Raw genomic sequence first — 18,327 nt, 5'->3', positions numbered from 1 at the left:
AAACTTGATTCAATTGATAGCAGCGTAGTAATTTTACAATTTTATTGGTCAAGAAAGTCTACTCTGTATCGGGTTGAGTGCGCGGGGGGCATCCGTTGAGAGGCTTTGCGGGCGATCGCACGCCCGGTAATGCCCGTCTGCAAACCTCTGCGGGGTCGATCGCCTTTTGTCGAGATTTAGTCGCTCAATCTTAAAGTTTTATGTCTAAATGTTTCGATCGATCGCGCGATAGTCTGTTTTCTGCCCCAAGCGAACCCAAACAGGGAGGGAAACTTAAAAGGTCGTGTTTTGCGATCGCCCTCCCGTGCTTAGATCGAAATAGGGGTTCTAGCGGGACAAAACCGCACTCTTTCTGACAAATCTGCTATTCTCGCTTTCATGACAGTAATACCGCACCGCGCTAATCTTTTACAAGACCGCAATCAACTGCATCAGTTTCTGTTAGATTGCCAGCAGTCTTTAACCGAAAAAGATCAAACAAAGATAGTTAGTATTTCTCAGGAGATTGCCCCCGTCGATCCGCTAGTTGTACTTCAAGAGATTTCTCAACCTTGCCAGCGGCACTTTTACTTTGAAAAAAGAGACCCGATTTCCGGCAACAGTTTTGCGATCGCCGCCCTAGATTCGGCCATCCATTTAACAGTAGCCGGAAGCGATCGATTTACCCTCGCTCAAAATTTTATTCAATCTTGTCTTGCCCGAACAATTACCATCGGTACAGAACGCTTGCCCTTCAGCGGGCCGCACTTTTTTTGTAGCTTTGCTTTTTTCGATGAGAATGTCGCCACCAATTCTTACTTTCCCCCTGGCACCGTATTTTTACCAAAATGGCAGATTACTCGCCTGAAAGATAGCTGCACACTTGTTGCAAATGCCATCATTAACCGAGATTTAAATATTAAGATTATTACGGATAATATTTGGCAAAATTTTGATAAAATTGCGTCTCGCCCTTACCAAAAAATAACTTCTATTAGAAACAGTTCGATACTTTTAAAACAAATTCCTGTAAATGATGCCACTCAATTCAAAACATCTGTCAAGTCCGCTTTAGAATTTATCAAGTCTAAATATTTCAGTAAAATTGTTTTATCCCAAGCAATAAATGTCATTTCCCAAACCCCTTTTAGTTTAATAGACTCCTTAAATAACTTGCGCCTTACTTATCCCGGTTGCTACGTATTTTCCACCAGTAACGGTCAAGGTCAAAATTTTATCGGTGCCAGTCCAGAACGCTTAATCAGCATTCACAAAAATGAGTTAGTAACAGATGCCTTAGCAGGTTCCGCACCGAGGGGGAAAAATGAAGTGGAAGATGCAAATTTAGGCAAAGGTTTACTCAACAGCGAAAAGGATATTCGAGAACATCGAGTTGTAATTGATTTTATAGTCGATCGCCTGTCGAGTCTCGGTATAAATCCCGACTTTTCCCCGGTTCCCAGGCTGCTGCAACTGTCAAACATTCAGCATTTGTGGACACCCATAAGGGCTAGAATTCCCCGTGATATTCATTTATTAAAGATTTTATCCCAACTGCATCCAACGCCAGCGGTGGCGGGCGTACCGAGAGATATTGCCCTACAGCAAATACGCGGCTGCGAAAGCTGCGATCGCTCTTTGTATGCAGCACCCCTGGGCTGGATCGATCGCAGCGGCAACGGCGAATTTGCCGTCGGTATTCGATCGGCTTTAATCGACGGCGATCGGGCTATACTTTATGCTGGTGCCGGTATTGTGGCGGGTTCCGAACCTGAGAAAGAACTAGCAGAAATTCAGCTCAAATTGCAGCCACTTTTAAATGCTTTAGTCTAATTCAGCTAATTGGCAGAATGTAGAGTTGTCTGGGTAATTGATTGAGTCTGTGTTAATGTTTAATTTTCACTTCCTCAAAATGTTCTACTGTGGGAAAAGGATCGTAAAAATGGTGAATCATTCTTTTCCACTCTTGATATTCAGCGGAATTCCTAAATCTAATTGTATGAGCTTCTAAATTTTCCCATCTCACCAATAAGAGATATTTTCCTTGAACTTCTGTGCAGCGATGAAGTTCGTGAGATAAATATCCATCTATAGACGCTATCAGACTGGAAGCTTCTCTAAAAGCTATCTCAAAATCACCCTCACAGCCAGATTTGACATTAAGCACAACCGCCTCAAGAATCATAAAAATGTATCCTGACAATTATTTCGGTATAATATCGTAGCACAATACAGAGTTGAGCTACTCAGATTTAGCAATGCCAATAGATTTTCGCAACACAAATACCGTCTGGGCTTCCGTATTAGCAGAAACTTTGCAGCGACTGGGATTAACTACAGCCGTGATTTGTCCCGGTTCGCGATCGGCACCGCTAACAATAGCTTTTGCTCAAAACAAAAAAATAGAAACTATTCCCATACTCGACGAACGTTCAGCAAGTTTTTTTGCATTAGGAACCGCCCAAAAATCATATTTGCCAACAGCACTAATTTGTACGTCGGGAACCGCAGCCGCCAACTTTTATCCTGCGATAATAGAAGCCAGAGAAAGTCGAATTCCGCTGCTAATATTCACCGCAGATCGACCTCCCGAACTGCGGGACTGTCACGCCGGACAAGCGATCGACCAAGTTAAAATATACGGCAATTATCCCAACTGGCAAGCCGAATTAGCGATACCTTCTGCGTCCACAGGAATGCTAGACTATCTGCGGCAGACGATCGTGTATGCTTGGGAGCGATCGCAATTTCCAACTCCCGGCCCCGTCCACCTCAACATCCCGTTTCGCGACCCACTTGTACCCGTTCCAGACATAGCTGTAGAAGTTTTAGAAACACAATTCAATCCCGAAGAATTCTTTGCAGGATTAGAACCCATTTTCGCCGGAGAAAGCTCTACCCCCCCCAGCCCCCCCTTGTTAAGGGGGGGAGAAGAAAGTACAATGCAACAATGGCAAAAGTGCGATCGAGGGATAATTATTGCAGGCGTTGCACAGCCTCAATTGGTCGAAAAATACTGTAGTGCGATCGCCCAAATTTCCAAATCCTTAAACTGGCCAGTTTTAGCAGAAGGACTATCCCCAGTCAGAAACTACGCCCAACTAAACCCCCATCTAATTTCCACCTACGATTTAATCCTGCGAAACCGCGAACTAGCAGATAAATTAACCCCAGAAATCGCCATTCAAATCGGAGACTTACCCACAAGCAAAGAACTGCGAAACTGGTTAGATAAAACCCAACCAAAACGCTACATAATCGACCCCAGCCACCACAACTTCGATCCGCTACACGGCCAAACAATTCATCTCCGAACCTCCGTAGAAAATCTCGCAACTATATTAACTCTTGTCCCCCCCCTTAACAAGGGGGGGTTAGGGGGGGTTCTAACCACTGCTACCACTAATATATCCCCTCAGATCCCCCCCCTTAACAAGGGCGAATCAACTCCAGTCCCCCCCCTTAGCAAGGGGGGATTAGGGGGGGTTCTAACCTCTCCCTCAAACGAATACCTCCAACTTTGGCGCAACACCGAAATCCAAGTCAGACAAACAATAGACCAAAAAATATCAGCAATTAACAACATAATCGAACCCAAAGTTTCCTGGCTGCTTTCCCAAATTTTGCCACCTGAAACACCGATATTTATTGCCAACAGTATGCCCGTCAGAGATGTAGAGTTTTTCTGGAAGCCGAACAACTTAGAAATAAAGCCGTTTTTCAATCGCGGCGCTAACGGTATAGACGGCACATTGTCAACTGCTTTGGGAGTTGCTCACCGCAATCAAAGCAGCATCATGCTAACAGGCGATTTAACACTTTTGCACGATACGAACGGTTTTTTAATTAAAAATAAATTTGTAGGTCATCTGACAATCATATTAATTAATAACAACGGCGGCGGAATTTTTGAAATGTTGCCCGTTGCCAAATTTGACCCGCCCTTTGAAGATTTTTTTGCCACGCCGCAGGATATCAATTTTGCTCAGTTGTGTGCAACTTACGGCGTGGAACACGAGGTAATTGAGGATTGGGAACACTTCAAACAAAAATTAATTTCACTGCCCAATAGCGGGATTCGCGTCTTAGAAGTGCAAACAGACAGGCGCGCCGATGCTAAATGGCGGCAAGACAATCTAAGTAAATTTGCCAAAGATTCGTAGTAAGGACTTTTGTCAATAAGCCTTTCGCGGGCGGGCAAGATGCCCACCCCACAAGCAGAAAATTCACTTTTTGTGGAACAGGCATCTTGCTTGTTCTTGGGAACGGTCTAATATCTATGTTTAAACGACGGGTTGAGCTAGCAGCGGATCTAACTGTCCTTCTGCATCGAGTTTGTGAATGTCATCGCAGCCGCCTACGTGTTCGTTATTAATGAAAATTTGGGGTACGCTGCGGCGTCCGTTAGCGCGATCGGCCATTGCCTTTCTAGCCGCTTCATCGCCATCAATTTTGTATTCCGTGAAATTTACGCCTTTCCACCACAGCAAAGTTTTGGCGCGGATGCAGTAGGGACAGGTTTGCCAAGTATAGATTTCCACATTGGCTTTGATGCGATCGGGCTTGCGGCCCAAGATGGGATTGAGAAAATCAAGCATTTTTGGTACTGGGGTAAAAATTTAACTGGTTGGGGGATTAACGATCATTTTAGCGAAATGCCGTCAGCCCCACGTCCTACCCAAAAATTGGCGCGGGATGGAATTGCCTGCGGCTACCTGTGGCGCTGTGACCCAAGTCACAACTTTACTCTACTCGGATCACTTGCTTTCACCCCTGACAATCACCTTCGCGGCCTCATTAATATCACCGATCTTTTGAGGAAACCAGAAGATGATAAATATATCGAATTCAACCGCACTGCCATGCACCCCGTACAACTCCTCCCCGGCGCTATCTCTGAAATCCTCGCTTCTGTAACCGATACAGGCGTTTTGACTCTGGCGGATCGCTACGGTTTGATGGCCGCCACCTTCGACGACTCTCTGAATGACGAAGACAGAGGCTGTGTCAACCGCTTGCTGCGGGCGGTGCTCAGAGGCCGAGTCCAAGTAGTCAACGAACTTTCAGCAGCATTCTAATCGGGATTTGAAGTTTTGTTCTGAAGGCAAGGTGAGTCAGCGGTAGATGAAAATAGTGGAAACTCAGGCAGGAGTTGAAACAGCGGTAATTTGAATTCGATTTAAAGTTTTCTCCTCTAACTCAACAACGGTTTATTTGTCAAAGCAGCCTTTACAGGCTGCTTTTTTTTGATTTAATCGCGGATTTCCAGGTTGTACTGGCGACAGAGGGCGATCAGTTTTTGTTGGAATCGATCGCGCACGCTGTCTGGAGAGGCGATCGCGCAATCTTCCCAATAGGGGGCAATTTCGCGGAAAAACCAGAAGGTATTGAAAATCGGACGGGTGACTCGTCTCATTGGCGGATCGCCTTCTAAGTCGCTGACTTCCACATCGCCTTGCTTTCGTCTGTAGTTAAAGGCAAGCCTGCCAAATAAGTGAAATTCTACGGAAATTCGCTCTAAATCGGGCAACCAAGTTCGATCGACCGACATCACCGCAGCATCTTCAATGCGATCGAGCAGCAGCGTCCAGTTGTGTTCGAGCCCCGGTACGTCTTGATTTCCGTCAGATTCTTCGCAGCGACACATTAAATACTGTCGCTTTTCAATAGGGACAATCCGAGCGTGTAAGACTGTGTAACTCCAAAGGCGATCGGCTGCATCTCGATAGGAAAGGCGAAATGGTTGGTCTCTGTGGATAAAATTATCGATTTTTTGCCGCCAAGCAGGTAATGGGTTGCTCAAAAACTGATCGATTTCAGCCCGGAAGGGGAGAGTTAGTTCGCTGCGATCGCTCAACAATTGGGCAATTGCCAGCGCTTCATCAATTTTACCCAAGTCAAGCAATTGCTGTCGGGCGAGGTCTAGGGCTTGGATGCGGGTTTGGGGCCAGTCGTGGTTGGGGGCGATCGTCAGTTGGCGACGGGCGATCGCTTCTATCAGTTTGGATATGTTCGGGCGATCGCCCCACGTCTTCCCGAATTCTTGGGCCAAGGCTTCCAACTCAGTTTTATCTCGTTCAGAAACCGATAGGGTGATCGATTGACCTTTGCGACTCATAAATATACGGACACTTTTTCATTGTACAGGCTTGATTATCTCTATTGTCGGTGTCAATATGGGGGATATCCACTTTCTACGGACACAGATTCAGCATATGTCCGATTACCAGATTACCCTCAAATCCGTTTACTCCTGTCCCGCTGCGGAAATTCCCAAGAAAGTCAAATTACCGGAAGGTTGGACTCTTTCTTGGCATCAAGCCGAAACTTTAAAGGCAATTCGCGATCCAAATATTGATGTCATTTTCAACTTTGCTATAACTAGCGATGGCAAAAGTTTAGCCGCTTTTTTAGAAACATTGCAGACAAATTGTTGTGCAGTGGCGCTATATCCGACGAATGAACTGGCGCGAGATCAGGAGACTCAAATTCAGCGCTATATCGAACAATTCCAACCCGATCATCAACCCCGCGTTGTCCGACTTAGCGGCTCGGAATTAGAAATCTATGCAGAAAATGAAAAACTTAGAAAAGCAGCCGCGATCGCATCTCGCACAGGTCAATCAGAGATTTTATTAACTAACCCTGATATCTTGCACTATCTCCACCGAGGAGCGTATTTAAGCTCTGAAGATAGCCCCGATAAACTGTGGGGTCGCATCGACAAAGATTTTGACCTATCCATTTTTGATGAATTTCATGTTTTAGCATCTCCCCAGATTGCCAGCGTCATCAATACTATGTTGTTAATTCACAATACAAACCGCCGAAAAAAGTTTGTATTCCTGTCAGCAACTCCTGACGACCAATTAATTAGCAGACTAGAAATAGCAGGTTTTCGCTGTCAAACTATCGACCCTTTAAAAGCAGGCAAATATCAGTTTCCCGATCGCCCTGCTGAAATCGAACAGTTGAAAGCAGACTCCTGGCGGCAGATATTGAGGGAAAGTACGCTGACTTTTATTTCCCTAGAACCAACTTCAAAAGCTTCTGAAACTTGGCTGAAGGACAGCGCAAATCTCATCCTGACTCACTTTAAACACAATCCGGGAAGTAAAGGAGCGATTATTCTGAATTCAATTGCGGCCGTCAAGCGGCTGACACCATTTTTTCGGGAATTGTTCGCGCCTCACGGTTTAGTTGTTGGCGAAAATACCGGGTTGTCGGGAAAGACGGAAAAAGAGCGATCGCTCTCGTCAGACTTAGTTCTCGGTACTAGCACCATTGATGTCGGGGTAGACTTCAAAATCAATTTGCTGATTTTTGAATCCGCCGATGCGGGCAACTTCATCCAAAGGTTGGGAAGGTTGGGGCGGCACGATGGCTGCGATCGCAATGGAGAGTTTATTCAGTTTAAAAATTTCACAGCCATAGCACTCACCCCTAATTTCTTAGTCGAACGCTTGTTTGCGGGTGATAGTGCCACTTTAGAGTCTAACGGAATTTACGATCGTCCTTTTTTCTATCAACAAATTCGCGAAAAGTACCGCCAAATCAACAATTTTGAGGGATATTACTCCCGTTGGGGCGCGGTGCAGTCAGTTCAAATTTGCTGGGAATTAGGACACAAGACAATTAAACAGCAGTACGCAGAAAGTCAGAAGGCTTTTAAGGAATCTTGTCAGAAAGTATTTAAAACTAACTTGGGGAAAGTGGCCGGTGATATTAAACAGTGGGGCAAAGAGTGGCAAGAGCGATCGGGTAATAAGACAGGAAATCCGATAGTTGAGGATGCTAGCAGTTTTCGAGGTTCTAGTCCCCTGCAATGTGGCATTTGCGATTTAACCGATTCCCACGAGGCAGACAAATTTAAAACTTACGATTTACCAGGAATTTTGAGCAACTTGGAAATCGAACCGATGACGGAATTTGCCTTTATGCGAATGTTGAACGAGACATCGGAACGCCTTGGGCAACCAATTGCCAAAGGTCGATTTAAACATTGTCTTGCTTTTTTGAAGTTGCGTAGTTATCGGGAGGAAAGACTGAATTGGAAATTTACTTATTCGGGAACTTTAGAGGAAAATGCTTCTGCTTGGAAAGTTCAGGTTTTAACGGGGATTGAGGTTGTGCAACCTGAGAATTATTGGATCGGGGAAATCAACAAGCGTTTGAAGAAGCAAGCATTGGTTTGTTATGTGCTGCGGTATCCGGTAACTGAAGTACGATCGCGCCTGCGACTGCCGGTGCACTTTCAGATTTATCCGATTTGCGATCGGTACAGTTTCCACGATACGACTGCACCTTATTCTATAGCTTTTGGCCAGTCGGCCCTGCTTGTGGACACGCTGGCCCACTGGCTCAAGAGCAAGGGGGATGAAGTATGGATTGCGTAGAAGTTCAAGCCCTAATAGGGGGGTTAAGTCAGGTAGAAAGATAGAGGAACGAACGCCATTAGGAGCGCAGCCAATTTTTTCAATCCCTAATAGGGTGTTAAGCTCTCAATAAAAATTAATAAGCTTTTTCTACCTGTCCACACCATAGTACATAAATATAGCAAGGATGACAACTATGTTTAGATCGCTTACACTTAGACCATGGAAAGCTTCGCGGCTCTGTGAGCAACGATCGCGAGTAGGAACACAGATATGTAATCGCAGCCCTTCTTGTTCTCTAGACAGAACGGTTTTTAGCGTCACTTTATTTGGGTGGGGGTATAACGCCCCCCTTCTGCTGCTGTTAGCAGTCAGCAGCCGTGAGTCTTTCCAGTCTGTAAAAACTAAACAGGAGACATTCACAATGCCAAAGTCAAAACGCTCTGGTGAGGGAGACCCTTTGCTATTTATTCCCTATTGCCAGAAACCTTTTTTGGAAAACAAAAAGAAAGTTCGGGGGAAAAATCGCCAAATCTTTGAGCGACTAGAACAAGTTGTCAGCGAATTGCGGACTGCACTTGACAGGAATGATATTGACTCCAAGGAAGTCATAGAAGACTCCCTTAACTTTTTAGTTTTTGTTGAAGGCCCTAAAAAGGTATCTCAAAGGCGCTAGATAGTAGCACTTTGCGAATTTTCAATAGTTAGGCTCTACAGGATTAGTGTAACTACATCAGAGCCTGTAGAGCTTTTTTGTCAAAATTTTCCAAAGATAAGTGAGTTCTTTCATAGACTCCCTAGAGGCATAAAATGGCTAAAAAACGTCAAAAACCCGATGAAGAGTACCAACAACTCTCATTATTTGATATCCCAGTTAATTTGAACTCACAGCGATCGGATGATGCAGATGATGACTGGTTGCAAGATGAAGAATTGGGGTCAAACTTTCAAACGTCCGATCGCACAATCGAACCTCAAACTCGCGACTTACTAACCCTCAAACTCTTGCGAGAAGCCATTCAGAGTCAAAATCCAGGCGATCGCGTCATGGCAGACTTCGCAGAATATGTCTTGCCAAATCTGCTGCGAGTTGCCATTGGCGTTACAGCCAAAGGCGGCAAATTTTTTGACGAACTCGATCGCAAACAAGGAAAAGAGAATGTGAGACGGCATAATGCAGGCGATCAGTCCCTAAATACTCACCTGCTAAATGGATTATTTCCCGCTAATTTAATTGAACAGCGGTTAGAAAAACTCGATACCACCGTGCGGCGAGCGGTGGGAGAAAAAGAACGGCGGTTAGTAATTGCTGGATTTATTCTCCACGACTTTGAAAAATTCCCCGATATCCCCAACGATTGCCGCAAGTTACCGCTAGAACAGCACCGTCAAATTATTGATGAAAAAGTGCGACAGTTAGGAATAGATAGCTTCATCAATCCCGACGATCCAGATGCTTATCGAGAATACATTGACGACTTGCTCTGCCTTGCTTACAACGCTCAGCGGCGTTGGGATACTAACTGGAATTTTTCGGAATTGGGGTTAAATCCAGTTTTGCGCGATCGCACTCTCCGCAGTCTCTCAGACTTGACCTGTTTAGCAGATTCCCTAGCATCTATTATCAAACATCCGCAAGATGCAGAAAATACCAGACTAAACGAGTTAATCCACAGCCTCAGCGACGGGAAATTAAAATTTACTTATCACAGCATCGCTGAAAACAGAGGCGTACTTACTAACGTCGTCAATAACGCTTTAATGGAAGTGCATACGGCGCTGAATACCGACGCTTGCACCTACTATGAACCTTTGCTTTACCTACCAACAGGTGTAATTTACCTAGCACGGCGGGATGCTCCTGCTATTTCAATTTTAGACTTACCCGAACGAGTAGTTAGCAAGATTAAACTACTCTGCGCCGGACAACTGCAACGGCGACAAACTGGCTTTGGCAGAGATGGTAAAGGAATGAAATATGCCGAGTATTATAACCTGTTTTTTGATGCGTCAGCTTTGATGCTAGTTGCCATTAGTGCTACTTTACGAATTCTCAAAATAGGGAAAAACTCTGTTGCAAAAAGTCGCAGCGATAATCTGATCAAACTTCAAAGACAGGATGTTTTGTCTGCTGATTACAGCTTCAATTTTGACGACGATATTCGGATTGACCAGATTGCTGAACTTGGCGACTTAGTGAGTCGCAAGATTTGGGGAGAACAGGTTTATACGATCGAAGCTGCACGCAAGAAAGACAAAAAACTACCCACACTGCCTCATCTAGATATTGTCGAGGAAATTGCTAAGTTTTGGAACCTGTCCGAGTATCTACCAGCCCTGAGAGAAATCCAACGGATTAATGAACGCCTAAAAGAACTTAAGCTAAAAGGTAATACAGGTGGCGTTCCTTACGAATGGTACTATTTAGCAGCAAAGTACCTAGAACATCACCCAGGCATTGAGGATGTGCGGGAGGTTTGCCAACAGGCGATCGTCCACATTTCCCAAATGATTAAACCCATTCTTTCACAGTACAAATTGCCCGACGGTTGGGACGATTTGCGACTGTGGGTAACGCGGGTTGTCATGTTACCCGGAAATACACCATTGGACACAGCATCCAGTGACGTATTTTTAGATGAGTTGGAACGCTACCAACTCGCTAAGAAACAGGGTAGAGGAAGACAGTTAATCTGTTCAATTTCTCATTCAGCTTACACGGTGACAGAACAAATGGAATCAGCCGTTTTGTTCACGCCTCAAGTTTACACTAACAAACAAATGTTGGGAGGTTCTAACGCCAAACGCAATATTTCTAGTATTGCAGGTTTGGAAATGATGCTGAGACAAATTTTAATGAATCAAACTCAAGCTGTGGGCAAAAAATTTGAAGATGGGAAATATCGATATCTCTATTTTTATCCCACATATTACTTCACCCCAGAGACAAATAAGTTTCTGCAAAAAGCCTACACTAGCATTGCCCAAAGCCGCTTTGATACCAGCATTCGCAATCATTTTATCAGCAAGGATTTGCAAGCAAATTTTGGACGCGATCGCTACCAAAGCGTCGATGCTTTCCTAATAGATGAAAACCTCGAACCAGGAAAAGACCGCACCTTCAAACTTTCCTATCCCGAAGACCAGCCCCTAACATTTTACTTCATGGCGCTTCCCCCCGGTCGAGATGCAACTGATACCGAATCTTGGGTAATGCCAGCTTGGCTAGCTTTTGCTTTTCCCATGATTCTAGATGTCAAAACCGTAGTTTCCGAGTCGCCAATTCCGCCTTTTAACGACGGTGCAGAATTTGAAGAAACCGTATTTCTTGACAGTGTACCCCAAGCTTTTAGGGTATTGACCAAGCGCGAGCGCTTCCGCCTCGACTATATCCTAGAAGGTTGGGAGGAAAACGGCAAATCTTATCCTGCACCTTTAAATGTCTTAACTGCGGCTTATGCCATTCACCTTGATGTTAATGCGAAACAGGGGAAGTCCGGCTATGACTCCAACTGGGGTAAATTAACTGAACTCGCCAAGGATTTTGAAACCAGCCCGCTTTATGTGTTTAGCTACCTAAATCAATGGGTTCGCAAACAGAAAAATGAAACGGCATCAATTCAAAAAATCAAGCTTTATGCTTATCATTTTTACCCTTGCTTTGACTCCTATGCCCACTATAATCATGAAGAGGAACGATTGACTGTGACAACCGCATCAAGTTTAAACCACCCCCAAAAATTGACGGAATTGTATCGCAGATTTTACCGTGCAAGTAAGCGATACAATCCCAAGGCAAATGCTGTGCTGAAACCGATTGATATTGCTTCTAAAACTATCCTAGAAGCCGATCATAGTTTTTCTTTAGTGTTTGTTGTTGCTGCTGAAGTTTCAAAGCTCATGGATCGCGTTCACGCTTCTACTGCTGAAGGGCGCTGGATTTTCAGCAAGCGGGAGGAAGAACGAGAGGCAATTTTAGAGTTTAGTCGATACTTTGTTGAGGAGGTATTTGAGCAGTCTTTCGCGGGCGATCGGGCTCGTTTAGCCGGCCGCCAAATCAACCTAATCCGAGATACCTGCGAATTCCTTTATCGTTTAGAGAATGACAAAGAAAATCGCGCTAAAGAGGAAAAATTAGGTGACGAATCTGAGGACGAAGCTGACAATTAAAGCTGAAGCTAGTGTTTGATAAGCTACACGCATTTTGCACCAGTAACATTTTAACTACAAATTTCACTTAGGAGACAAATCATGCCTTTCTTAAAAACCCTTGATGCTAAATTATTTCATGCCAGCATCCCTTACAAACCAATGGGCAAATATGCCCACTTCCTGACTGTACGAGTGACAGAATCTTATCCTCTATTTCAGACAGATGGAGAACTGAATAAAGCGCGAGTCAGGGCCGGAATTGAAGACCAAAAACCTATCAGCCGCCTTACCATGTTTAAGCGCAAGCAATCTACACCAGAACGTTTAGTCGGCCGCGAGTTACTGCGTAACTATGGTTTTATGAACGCTGAAGATTGCGAATACAATGTCAAGTTTGCAATGAATAATCCTGATTGCATTATCTACGGATTTGCGATCGGTGACTCGGGTTCCGAGAAATCTAAAGTAGTAGTTGACACAGCATTTTCAATTACCGCTTTTGATGAATCTCACGAGACTTTTACCCTCAATGCTCCCTTTGAGAATGGCACAATGGCATCTAAGGGTGAAGCAGGTTCCAAACCAGGCGAAGTTACCAGTCGCATCAATCAGCAAGACCACATCAAACCCCAGATTTTCTTTCCTAGCATTGTCACCCTGAAAGACCCTACAGAAGCTAGTTTTTTGTATGTTTTCAACAACATCCTCAGAACGCGGCACTATGGCGCTCAAACCACCCGCACAGGTCGAGTCAGAAATGAGTTAATTGGCGTGGTATTTGCCGACGGCGAAATTACCAGTAACCTCCGCTGGACGCAAGCAATTTACGACAAATTGCAGGTTGAGGATAAACTCAACTCCAACAACCCTCTCAATGAAGATGATGTGATTATGGCTGCTAGGGCTGCTATCCAAACGTTACTGTCTGAGGAATTTATCGTGCATGAAGACTTTATTGGGGATAAGTTTACACCATTAGTGACAGAGGTTAAAGCTGTTATTGGCAATGAAGATGAACTCAAAAAAATGTTGAAGAAAGCCGATGACGAGGCTAAAGCTTACGCGAAGAAGCATATCAAGGGTAAGGCAGGAGCTACAGCAGCAGCGGAGTAACAACCATGACTTTTATTTACCGCTGTCAAATCGAGTTGCACGATAGCCTTTATTTTGCAACTCGCGAGATAGGGAGACTTTACGAAACTGAGCCGGTAATTCACAATTACGCGCTTTGTTATGCCCTCGGTTTGGTGGATAGCGAAATCTATTCCACCACCGTTTCTGAAGAACATTCCTATCGCTATTTCTGTCCCGAACAAGTTCCTAAATACGAGCCGCATTTAACTGCGCTCAACCAACAGGGGATTTATGTTACTCCGGGGCGTTCTATTTCTCACTCTTCCACTCTCAATACTTGGAAATACGCAAACAACAACTATCACGTTGAGATGGAGAAAACTCAGAAAAATATCCCTAGTTTTGGAAGAACAAAAGAAATCGCGCCGGAAAGCAAATTTGAGTTTTTCATAATCTTAGAGAAGTCTCTCAAACTGGCAAAGTGGATACGGTTGGGAAAGTGGATGAGCAAAGCAGCAGTTGAAATTGTAGAACAGAAGGAAGTGAAGCGATCGCCTTCAGCAACAGACTTCATCTTTCCCTATCTTCTCAACCCTTTAGACGTGATGTTTTCCCATCAAGTGATTAGCTACGATGTGGTTAATATGCCTCCGGTTAGCCTCATCCAAAATGTCAAAATGCTAGGGCGATATTACGAGTTTGACAAACTCAAAATTCCGGCGTGTATGGAATACCGCTTTCGAGCCGATTAATAGGAGGCAGAGCCTCTAGAAATGCGTTCCCAGGTAGAACCTGGGAACGATAAAAATTAAACCAATTTTAAGCATTAACCATTAACCAAATATGCCACACAGCCTAGTCCTCAACATCCTTCCCCTGGCCCCAATTCCCCCCGGATACCTCACCGGAAGACACCTGCACGCCCTCTTCCTCACCCTCGTGAGCTCCGTTGACAAAAAACTCGGCGATCGCCTCCACGATGCCGCCGCCCAAAAATCTTTCACCCTCAGCCCTTTGCAAACTAAAAAATGCCCTTTCAAAAAACACCATTTCCTGCAATGGGAACACACAGAACCGATTCCAGAACACACCCTCTGTTGGTGGCGGATTACTCTGCTTGATGACACTTTATTTGGCAAGTTAACTCAGCTTTGGCTGAACCTCAATCCGTCGAAGCCGTGGCATCTAGGGCCCGCCGATTTGATGATTACTAAGATTCTCGGAACGCCCCAAGTAGATCAGCCTTGGGCTAATGCTTGCGATTACTCTCAATTGTACGATCGCGCTTCCGAAACTAATCGCTTAATTGCCTTCAGTTTTGCGACTCCTACTACTTTTAGGCAGGGGAAATTTGATTCGGTGATTCCTACTAGAGATTGCGTTTTTAACAGTCTCCTCAGTCGGTGGAATAAGTACAGCCCGATCGCAATTCCCGATCTTTCCTTCGATGCACTTTTTTCGACATTTGTCAATATCCGAAGTGAAAGATTGACTAACTATCAAAGCGATTTTGTCGGCATGGTTGGGGAGGTTAGTTATCGGATTTTGGGAGATGTGGAGCCTTTACTGATTAAGCAAATTAATGCTTTGGCTGATTTTGCTGTTTACTGCGGTGTAGGGAGGAAAACTCCGATGGGGATGGGAATGACTCGGCGGATTGTTGTTAATAAGAGTTAAACGGATTTTGAGGGCGGGCAAGATGCCGGATTTCCAGGGCGGGCAAGATGCCCACCCCACAATAACACTAAACTCTTGTGGAACAGGCATCTTGCCTGTTGCTAATTCCCAATTACCAATCTCTTACAAACCCTTAAATTATGAACGATTTTGATTACATTTCGATCGCATCTCTCAACCAATATTCCTATTGCGCTCACCGCTGCTGGCGGATGTTTTGTGCGGGGGAATTTGCGGACAATCAGTATACCATAGAAGGCACGAGTTTGCACGATCGCGTTCACACGATGGGCGAGATTAACCGCGATGAAACTTGGCAGGTTCGGGCAATTTGGCTGAAGTCTGAGCGCTACAAACTGATTGGTAAATCGGATTTGATTGAGTCGGCTGAGGGTGAGATTTATCCCGTGGAATACAAGCGGGGACGGAAGGGAGAATGGGATAATGACGAGTTGCAAGTTTGCGCCCAAGCGCTTTGTTTAGAGGAGATGACGGGGAAAACTATTGCAACTGGATATGTGTATTACGCGCAGTCGCATCAGCGGCAATTAGTCGAGATTTCTCAGGGGTTGAGACAGGAGGCGATCGCCACTATCACCGCTATCCAATTTTTGCTGCAAACAGGCAGAATGCCTCAACCTAATTATAGCAAACGCTGTCAAGGTTGCAGCCTTTATCAGCAATGTTTGCCGCAAGCTGCTGAGAAAGTCCTGCGCTATCAAGAAGCTAATTAATCCAAACTACAAATTTAGGAGTCGATCGTGGGGACACTGTATATCAATCAAGATGATGTGTTTATTGGAAAAACAGATGAACGCCTAAATGTCAAGGCAAAGAATCAAATATTACAGGATGTGCCTTTGATTCATTTAGATGGAGTGGTGATTTTGGGACGGGCGACTATTTCCCCGGCGGCGATCGCAGAATTGCTACAACGCAAAATTCCTCTGACTTTTATCACGGATACGGGTCACTATTTGGGTAAGCTGGAACCGGAATTAAGTAAAAACATTTTCGTTCGCAATGCTCAGTGGAAAGCGGCGGGGGAAACTCCGCAAGCTATTCATGTTGTCCGGGGTTTTATTCGCGGGAAGTTGAAGAATTATCGCACCAGTTTATCTCAAACTCAGCGGGAACATTCGGAAATCAATTTAGCTTCGGCAATTATGCAGATTTCCAATGCGATCGCCAAACTTGACAAAACTGACAATATTGACTCCTTGCGCGCACAAGAAGGTGCTGGAAGTGCGGCATATTTCAGGGTTTTCAACCAATTAATTCGCGCGGAAGGCTTTGTGTTTCGACCGCGACACCGCCCTGCTACCGATCCGGTGAATTCTTTGATGAATTTTGCTTACACGCTGCTGCGTCACGATGTGCAAAGCGCGATTAATATTGTGGGATTTGACCCTTATTTAGGATACCTTCATATGCAGCGCTACGGCCGCGTGGGTTTAGCATTTGATTTGATGGAAGAGTTCCGCCCTTTGGTAGCAGACAGTATCATTTTGAATGCGATTAACCGCCGGATTCTGACACTAAATGATTTTACGGTGGAACCTCTGAGTAATGTGGTGCGACTGTCGGAAACGGGACGGAAAGAGTTTCTGAAGTTGTATGAAAAGAAAAAGCAGTCTGAGTTTAAGCATCCTGTTTTGAAACGCAAGTGTACCTATCAAGAAGCTTTTGAAATTCAAGGGCGGCTGTTGGCGAAATATTTGATGGGCGAAATTGACAAATATCCACCTTTAGTTTTGTATTAGATATGCACATTCTGATTTCTTACGATATTTCGGAAGACAAGCGCCGGACAAAGATTCACAAAATGCTGAAATCCTATGGGCAGTGGATGCAGTACAGTGTGTTTGAGTGTGCTGATTTGAGCGAGACTCAGTATGCAAAGTTGCGATCGCGCCTGAACAAAGTCATCAAACCCAACGAAGACAGTATTTTGTTTTTCCCGCTGTGCGCTTGCTGTCAGGGTAAGATCGAACGCATTGGTGGGGTAGTGCCAGCCGATCGCACAATATTTTTTGCTTAGTTTCCGTGAATGGGTAGGTGTTAAAATCGGGGTATCAAATTTTTCGGCTCAAACTCACGTGCAGCAAGAGTTTGATGCCCCTCCTCTGAAAAAACAATTCACGGAAATTGTGAAAGCTTTACAGGATAAAGTTTTGGAGTGAGTATGAAATTTTTGGTATTGACAAGCCGCAGGCTGGAATGGTACTTTTGTTTTAGATTTACGGAACTGCACCTTGAAAACCAAATACAGCAAGGCTTCTGGAACGGGCGGCCGGAAAAAACCTAAAACCCTATCAGGGATTGAAACACGCCGCCGAAATCGAACTGACAAAGGAGATTAAGCCGGAAAAAACCTAAAACCCTATCAGGGATTGAAACTTTACTTTTTTCTGGAGTTCGTACTGGTGAAGCTGTTGGGCCGGAAAAAACCTAAAACCCTATCAGGGATTGAAACGTCAAATAAACCAACCGACACTGCCTGAATAATAGCCGGAAAAAACCTAAAACCCTATCAGGGATTGAAACTAGGTATCCATTCACTGTTAAAGGTGTAAGGCGACGCCGGAAAAAACCTAAAACCCTATCAGGGATTGAAACTGTGATATTTACAAGTTGGATTTGATATGTGTCGAGCCGGAAAAAACCTAAAACCCTATCAGGGATTGAAACTTCTTGTATAGAATTCCGGGAGTTGACGGCACCGAAGTGCCGCAAGCCGGAAAAAACCTAAAACCCTATCAGGGATTGAAACTTATAACGCTTAGCTACTTCCTCAGAAAACCAGGCAAGCCGGAAAAAACCTAAAACCCTATCAGGGATTGAAACTCATGTACTCTCTCAGGTTGCGCGCAAGATCGGGTGCCGGAAAAAACCTAAAACCCTATCAGGGATTGAAACACTCGAAGCTACAATCGCGGATTATCGCAATTACGCGCCGGAAAAAACCTAAAACCCTATCAGGGATTGAAACACTTCCGCTAGAAGTGCTGTCACATATACGGAACGCCGCGCCCACCATAACCAACGATCAGGGATTGGCAGTCTTCAG

General features: G+C 44.7%; 15 protein-coding genes and 1 CRISPR repeat array. Of the genes, 12 read left to right on the top strand and 3 right to left on the bottom strand.

Going from position 1 to position 18,327, the window contains the following annotated elements; genetic code table 11:
- Nucleotides 1-378: 378 nt before the first annotated feature.
- Nucleotides 379-1,812 (top strand): isochorismate synthase, encoded by a 1,434-nt coding sequence (locus E5S67_RS14920; RefSeq protein WP_172188482.1) that lies wholly within the window; start codon nucleotides 379-381, stop codon nucleotides 1,810-1,812.
- Nucleotides 1,813-1,864: 52 nt separating this feature from the next.
- Here E5S67_RS14920 and E5S67_RS14915 read toward each other — a convergent pair whose 3' ends face one another.
- A complete protein-coding gene (locus E5S67_RS14915; RefSeq protein ID WP_172188480.1) occupies nucleotides 1,865-2,164 on the bottom strand; it encodes an antibiotic biosynthesis monooxygenase family protein in 300 nt (99 codons plus the stop codon).
- Between the two features lie 73 nt (nucleotides 2,165-2,237).
- Between E5S67_RS14915 and menD the strand changes: the two genes are divergently transcribed.
- A complete protein-coding gene (menD, locus tag E5S67_RS14910) occupies nucleotides 2,238-4,142 on the top strand; it encodes a 2-succinyl-5-enolpyruvyl-6-hydroxy-3-cyclohexene-1-carboxylic-acid synthase (protein WP_172188478.1) in 1,905 nt (634 codons plus the stop codon).
- Nucleotides 4,143-4,262: 120 nt separating this feature from the next.
- Here menD and grxC read toward each other — a convergent pair whose 3' ends face one another.
- Nucleotides 4,263-4,577, bottom strand: coding sequence for a glutaredoxin 3 (gene grxC, locus E5S67_RS14905; protein WP_172188476.1), 315 nt, complete (start codon nucleotides 4,575-4,577; stop codon nucleotides 4,263-4,265).
- 264 nt (nucleotides 4,578-4,841) lie between these two features.
- Between grxC and E5S67_RS14900 the strand changes: the two genes are divergently transcribed.
- Nucleotides 4,842-5,057 carry a hypothetical protein gene (locus E5S67_RS14900; protein ID WP_172188518.1) on the top strand — a complete coding sequence of 72 codons (216 nt, stop codon included), beginning with the start codon at nucleotides 4,842-4,844 and terminating at the stop codon, nucleotides 5,055-5,057.
- 173 nt (nucleotides 5,058-5,230) lie between these two features.
- On the opposite strand, the gene E5S67_RS14895 is transcribed toward E5S67_RS14900, so the two are convergent.
- Nucleotides 5,231-6,097: a WYL domain-containing protein gene (locus E5S67_RS14895; protein ID WP_172188474.1), complete on the bottom strand. Its 867-nt coding sequence runs from the start codon at nucleotides 6,095-6,097 to the stop codon at nucleotides 5,231-5,233.
- Between the two features lie 97 nt (nucleotides 6,098-6,194).
- Between E5S67_RS14895 and cas3 the strand changes: the two genes are divergently transcribed.
- The 9 genes from cas3 (at nucleotide 6,195) to cas2 (ending at nucleotide 17,298) form a co-directional block, all read left to right on the top strand.
- On the top strand, nucleotides 6,195-8,375 hold the full coding sequence (gene cas3 / locus E5S67_RS14890; protein ID WP_172188472.1) for a type I-D CRISPR-associated helicase Cas3': 2,181 nt from the start codon (nucleotides 6,195-6,197) through the stop codon (nucleotides 8,373-8,375).
- Between the two features lie 403 nt (nucleotides 8,376-8,778).
- Nucleotides 8,779-9,030, top strand: coding sequence for a hypothetical protein (locus E5S67_RS14885; protein ID WP_172188470.1), 252 nt, complete (start codon nucleotides 8,779-8,781; stop codon nucleotides 9,028-9,030).
- Nucleotides 9,031-9,164: 134 nt separating this feature from the next.
- On the top strand, nucleotides 9,165-12,524 hold the full coding sequence (gene cas10d, locus E5S67_RS14880) for a type I-D CRISPR-associated protein Cas10d/Csc3 (protein ID WP_172188468.1): 3,360 nt from the start codon (nucleotides 9,165-9,167) through the stop codon (nucleotides 12,522-12,524).
- Nucleotides 12,525-12,605: 81 nt separating this feature from the next.
- A complete protein-coding gene (gene cas7d / locus E5S67_RS14875; RefSeq protein WP_172188466.1) occupies nucleotides 12,606-13,619 on the top strand; it encodes a type I-D CRISPR-associated protein Cas7/Csc2 in 1,014 nt (337 codons plus the stop codon).
- A 5-nt stretch (nucleotides 13,620-13,624) separates the two neighbouring features.
- The gene (gene cas5d / locus E5S67_RS14870; protein WP_172188464.1) at nucleotides 13,625-14,332 is read left to right on the top strand and encodes a type I-D CRISPR-associated protein Cas5/Csc1; all 708 of its coding nucleotides are present in this window, start codon (nucleotides 13,625-13,627) and stop codon (nucleotides 14,330-14,332) included.
- 91 nt (nucleotides 14,333-14,423) lie between these two features.
- Complete coding sequence (cas6, locus tag E5S67_RS14865; RefSeq protein ID WP_172188462.1) at nucleotides 14,424-15,257, top strand: CRISPR-associated endoribonuclease Cas6; 834 nt, start codon at nucleotides 14,424-14,426, stop codon at nucleotides 15,255-15,257.
- 140 nt (nucleotides 15,258-15,397) lie between these two features.
- A complete protein-coding gene (gene cas4 / locus E5S67_RS14860) occupies nucleotides 15,398-15,991 on the top strand; it encodes a CRISPR-associated protein Cas4 (protein ID WP_172188460.1) in 594 nt (197 codons plus the stop codon).
- A gap of 27 nt (nucleotides 15,992-16,018) precedes the next feature.
- Nucleotides 16,019-17,020, top strand: a complete 1,002-nt coding sequence (cas1d, locus tag E5S67_RS14855) for a type I-D CRISPR-associated endonuclease Cas1d (protein WP_172188458.1) — start codon at nucleotides 16,019-16,021, stop codon at nucleotides 17,018-17,020.
- A gap of 2 nt (nucleotides 17,021-17,022) precedes the next feature.
- Nucleotides 17,023-17,298, top strand: a complete 276-nt coding sequence (gene cas2, locus E5S67_RS14850; protein ID WP_172188456.1) for a CRISPR-associated endonuclease Cas2 — start codon at nucleotides 17,023-17,025, stop codon at nucleotides 17,296-17,298.
- Nucleotides 17,299-17,549: 251 nt separating this feature from the next.
- A CRISPR array of direct repeats spans nucleotides 17,550-18,249; the repeat unit is 37 nt; unit sequence GCCGGAAAAAACCTAAAACCCTATCAGGGATTGAAAC.
- Between the last annotated feature and the right edge of the window lie 78 nt (nucleotides 18,250-18,327).

Origin of the sequence: Microcoleus asticus IPMA8 (assembly GCF_013179805.1) — a bacterium.
Taxonomy (GTDB): domain Bacteria; phylum Cyanobacteriota; class Cyanobacteriia; order Cyanobacteriales; family Microcoleaceae; genus Microcoleus; species Microcoleus asticus.
Note: the sequence above shows the minus strand (reverse complement) of the source record. Positions and strands in the feature narration are given on the sequence as shown.